Annotated in this window: 4 protein-coding genes and 1 pseudogene; 3 read left to right on the plus strand and 2 right to left on the minus strand. The window is 44.7% G+C overall.

What is annotated here, in order from left to right:
• Both Q0338_RS10605 and Q0338_RS10610 read right to left on the minus strand, forming a co-directional pair.
• Window positions 1-471: pseudogene (locus Q0338_RS10605) on the minus strand (hypothetical protein); the annotation flags it as partial.
• Between the two features lie 113 nt (window positions 472-584).
• Entirely contained in the window at window positions 585-1,004 is a 420-nt protein-coding gene (locus tag Q0338_RS10610) for a hypothetical protein (protein ID WP_298086690.1), read from the minus strand.
• Between the two features lie 354 nt (window positions 1,005-1,358).
• Here Q0338_RS10610 and Q0338_RS10615 point away from each other — a divergent pair, with 354 nt between their 5' ends.
• The 3 genes from Q0338_RS10615 to Q0338_RS10625 form a co-directional block, all read left to right on the plus strand.
• Window positions 1,359-2,105 (plus strand): 4Fe-4S dicluster domain-containing protein, encoded by a 747-nt coding sequence (locus Q0338_RS10615; protein ID WP_298086691.1) that lies wholly within the window; start codon window positions 1,359-1,361, stop codon window positions 2,103-2,105.
• Window positions 2,099-4,066, plus strand: coding sequence for a proton-conducting transporter membrane subunit (locus Q0338_RS10620; RefSeq protein WP_298086692.1), 1,968 nt, complete (start codon window positions 2,099-2,101; stop codon window positions 4,064-4,066). The genes Q0338_RS10615 and Q0338_RS10620 overlap by 7 nt, the downstream gene beginning before the upstream one ends.
• A 10-nt stretch (window positions 4,067-4,076) precedes the next feature.
• The coding region (locus tag Q0338_RS10625) for an NADH-quinone oxidoreductase subunit H (RefSeq protein WP_298086693.1) at window positions 4,077-4,707 on the plus strand (631 nt) is incomplete at its 3' end.

Below are 4,707 nucleotides of genomic sequence, written 5' to 3' on the forward strand. Positions count from 1 at the left end.
AATATAAAATAACTCTTTTGAAATCGGAAAATACGGCGGTAAAGAGTTTCTTATATCGGCATTTTTTGAAATGTCGGTAATTTGATCCAAATTTATCCTAACAATCCTTACATTATCCACCTCTATGGATATGGAATTTTGATTGAATATTATAAAACGCTTGCTAAAAGGGCTATCTCGCTCAATAACTCTAATAAACGGTATGACTATAAGAAATATAGCGATGAAGGGAAAATCATCCGTTTCTAGCGGTTTTTTTAGATCAAATGCGCTTAGTATCCCAAGCTGGGCTGCGACTAGAACAAAAATCAACAAACCAAACTGGATAACGATTATCAAAGAGCTATGATCTTTAATAATCAGCGGCTCTTTATCGTAATCCCTCGCAAATTTATTTGAGCCGGGATTTGTCAAATTTGAGTCTTGAAAGTCGCTGTTTAAATTTGAGGTTTGTTTGTTTGCCGTATTCAAATTTTACTCCCGTTACCCGCTAAATTTACCCGAATTTTAGCAAAATTTTGAGTTCAATTACGAGAGCGCGTCAAATGTACAAACTTAACTCCGTGCGCGAAATAAAAATAAACTCAAATTTCCTTTGCGATTTTGTTCATCTTGGCAAAAATTTCCGCTCGCTCGCCGTCTTTTAGATTGCCCATTTCTAGCTTCGTCATCATCTGCATAAAATCAAATTTCTTAAACATTTTTGCGGCTTCTTTGGCTTCGCGCTCTAGTTTTGCGTAGATTTGCGCTTCGTTTTCGTCGCGGGCTAAATTTCGTAAAAACGAGCTTGCCTCGCCGCCGTGAAATTTATCCGCGTCAAATTTATCCGCCGCGTCACTTAAATTTGTGTTTTCGTTAAATTTATCTAGCATCTGGGCAAAATCCGTCAAATTTGCCGCCGCAAGCGTAGAGCCGGCTAAAAATTTATCGCCTTTTTGACCTTGAGCTACGCGGTTTGCTAAGGTCTTTAAAATCTCGTTTGAAGCGCCGTTTTTGATCTGCATTTTTATCCTTTTTATATTACTAACGGCGAGTTCTAGCAAAAAGTATTCCGTCAAATTTTTAAAGGCTGAGATTAAATTTTGCCTTAAGCTTTCCGAGGCATTATAGGACTAAAACACTCCTTTTAGTGCATTAGATAGTCTATGCGTAATATTTTTATATTCGCATAAGTTTAATAAAGTGCCTATTTTACAGTAAATTTAAAAATAAACTTAAAAATAAATAATTCATAAAAATTAATCTAAAAAATACAAAATTCGTCAGCCAAATGACGGAAATAAATTTTTAAAAGTAATACAATTAGCTCAAGATTTAAGAGAAATCAAGAATCGTAAAACAAGTAGAAAGGAGAATTTATGAAACAACATAAATTTGTGATCGCCGATTACAAACGTTGTATCGGTTGCGCTACTTGCATGGCGGCATGTTTCCGTAGCGCCTATGAGCGCGGCAAGCTCTCAAAGGCCAGGCTAACGGTATTGCGCCAGGCAAAGGGCGTCATGCCGACGCAGTGTCGCCAGTGCGATGACGGTCCTTGCGCGAACGTGTGCCCTACCGGGGCGCTAAGGTTTGACGATAACTACATCGAGCTTCACGAGGAGATATGTATAGGCTGCAAACTCTGCACTATCGCTTGCCCTTACGGCGCGATAAGCTCAAGCGCCGAGCTCATGCCGTCGGTTAATTACGCGGTAGAGCCCAAATACTACCTCGAAATCGAAAGTCAAGCCGGCGCGAAAAACACTGCGATAAAGTGCGATATGTGCTTCGGACGCGAAAACGGCCCTGCGTGCGTCGAGGTTTGTCCGACCAGCGCGATCATCATGGTCGATCCTTTGCACAGCCATCACAAACTTGGCAATAAGATCGAGCAAGAAGCCGCTCAGGCTTTCGTCGATAAAATTTTACGCGGAAGCGGAAATTTAAAAGAGCCTCACGTTTTAGCCGATATCGGCGCTCAGGACGTGGACGGCGAGGGCGACGTCATCGTTATCAAGGAGCTTGACAAAACTCCTAGCGAGCAAGCAAGAGAGCAAGCGGCGTCAAATTCGCGCGCTATGAACGACGAAAATAGCGGCGCAAAAGGGGGTGCGAGATGGTAGGCGTGTATCTGCTTTTCTTAGTTAGCGCCGCCGTTAGCATCCTGCTCTACGGCGCTCAAAAATCAGCCGTAAAAATCGGCTTTGGACTAAGCGCGATTAGCTGTTTTTACGCACTTTGCTACTTTGTGGCGCATATGGGGACGATACAGGGCTTTGCTCTTGGCGGAGACTTTTTATACGCGCCGAAATTCGAGCTAACTCCGCTTGGAAATTTCTTTAGCTTCGTAGTCGTCTTTATCGGCTTTGCCAGCAGCGTCTACGGTATGAGCTACGCGGAGGAATACATAAAAAAAGCAAGCGTAGGCGTTTTTGCCTGTTTGTTTAACCTTTTCATCCTTTCGATGCTTCTAGTCATCAGCGCAAATAACGTATTTTGCTTCGTCGTTTTGTGGGAGCTTATGACGCTTATTTCGTCTTTCCTCATCCTCGTAAACGACGGCAAAGGCACGCTAAAAGCGGTGATGGTGTATCTTGGCATCGCTCAAGTCGGCGCGTTTTGTATCACTTGCGGACTGCTAATAATGGCTCACTATGCCGGCAGCGCCGAGTTTAGCAAATTTGCCCACCTAAATATGCCTGCTGCGGTTAGCGTCGTGGTGTTTATATTATTCTTAGTAGGATTTGGTAGTAAAGCGGGTATGTGGCCGTTTCACGTATGGCTACCGATGGCTCACCCGGCCGCTCCTTCAAACGTCTCTGCTCTAATGAGCGGCGTAATGATAAAGGTTGCGCTATTTACTCTAGTTAAATTTACGCTTTTCTTGCCTTTAAGCATTTACTTTGGTTTGACGGTTTTGATTTTGGGTGCCGCTAGCTCACTGTTTGGCGTTCTTTACGCTCTTTGCCAGCACGACTACAAAGCGCTTCTTGCTTATCACTCTGTCGAAAACATCGGCATCATCTTGCTCGGTCTTGGCACCGGTTTGTACGGTCTGGCCGCCGGAAATACGACGCTTGCCGCGATCGGATTTTTAGCCGGATGCTACCACGTAGTTAACCACGCGATATTTAAAGGACTTTTGTTTCTTTGCGCGGGTTCGGTTTTGCACGCTACGCACACTCGCGATATGGACGTGCTAGGCGGCTTAGCTAAAAAGATGCCTTGGACGTCTGTTGGTATGTTTATCGGTATCATGGGTATCGCGGCATTGCCTCCCGTTAACGGCTTCGTATCCGAGTGGTTTACCTATCAAGGTATGCTTCAAGGCGCGCTAGAGCAGGGCATCTTTACTAGATACGCTTTTACGCTTTCAGTCGTCGCGCTAGCGCTTACGGGCGTGTTAGTCGGCATGCACCTTAAGCTTTATGCCGTAATCTTTGCGGGAACTCCAAGAGATCAGAAAATTTGGGAAAATGCAAAAGAAAGCCCGATATTTATGGTGCTTGGCATGATCGTGCTAATGATCGGCTGTATAGGCTTTGGTATAGGAGCTAACGTAGTCGTCGGCTACATCCAAACGGCCGTAAATTCCATAGGCGGCGCAGGCGGTTACGTAGCTAGCCACGGTATAAATTTGACCTCAAATTTAGGCAGCGTGGTTTCTACTCCGCTTATAGCCATTATCTTGTGTTCTACTATGGTTTTGCCTTTTGCAATCTTAGCCGTAATGAAAGCAAACCGCGAGAAACCTCGCGAGACCGATCCTTGGGCTTGCGGATTTAAATACAGCTCTCGCATGCAAATGACGGGCGGCCCTTTCACCGGCGATCTAAGACGAATAATGAACTGGCTGTTTAAAGGCGAGAGAAAAGTCGTGACTAAAGGTTATTTTAACCCGGTCGAGTATCACAACCATCCAAAAGATATCTGGTGGGGGCTATTTTACGAGCCGGTGATTAAATTTACCGAAAAGGTCGCCGAAAAAATAGGCATAATGCAAAGCGGCTACACCAACGTTTACGCGCTATATATCCTCATATATCTTTGCGCGATACTAGCGGTTAGCTACTTTTTGATATAGGGGGCGTGAGATGGAAATTTTACAGACTATACTTTTGATGATATTTCAAGTAGTCGTTATCGTCTTGGTTGCGCCCTTGTTTGACGGTATGGCTAGGAAACTAAGAGCCAAACTGCAATCAAAACAAGGTAGCGATTTCTTTCAGACGTATCGCGACATCATAAAGCTTTTTAGACGCGGTAGAACCGTGCCTGCATGCTCTCACTGGGTATTTAGGCAGGCTCCGTTTTTCTTGTTTGCTACTTCGGCGGCGATACTAGCGGCTATTCCTATTACTTATAGTAAAAGCACGATTTTTGGAGCGTATTCCGACATATTCGTGATTCTTTACCTAGGCGCGCTACTTCGCTTTGTTTTCGGCGCTGCTTCTATGGATAGCGGCAACCCGTTTGCGGCTACCGGCGGCGGTAGAGAGCAGATGCTAGCCGTCTACGTAGAGCCGGTGATGATAATGTGCCTAATCGTAGTTATGCTTGCAGCCGGAACGTCAAATTTAGTAGAAATCCAATCAATGGTAAAAAGCGGCCAGATCGGATATCAGATCCCAAGCTTTGCGGTTGCTTCGATCGCGTTTTTGTGGTGCATATACGTTGAAACCGGTAGAAAGCCTTTTGACCTCGCAGAAGCCGAGCAAGAGCTAC

The sequence above is a fragment of the uncultured Campylobacter sp. genome (assembly GCF_938018145.1).
In the GTDB taxonomy this organism is placed as follows: Bacteria; Campylobacterota; Campylobacteria; order Campylobacterales; family Campylobacteraceae; genus Campylobacter_A.

What these genes read in the sequence shown, in the direction of transcription:
- Q0338_RS10620 (WP_298086692.1), top strand. Translation starts at nt 2,099, where the DNA reads ATGGTAGGCGTGTATCTGCTTTTCTTAGTTAGCGCCGCCGTTAGCATC.
- Q0338_RS10610 (WP_298086690.1), bottom strand. Translation starts at nt 1,004, where the DNA reads ATGCAGATCAAAAACGGCGCTTCAAACGAGATTTTAAAGACCTTAGCA.
- Q0338_RS10615 (WP_298086691.1), top strand. Translation starts at nt 1,359, where the DNA reads ATGAAACAACATAAATTTGTGATCGCCGATTACAAACGTTGTATCGGT.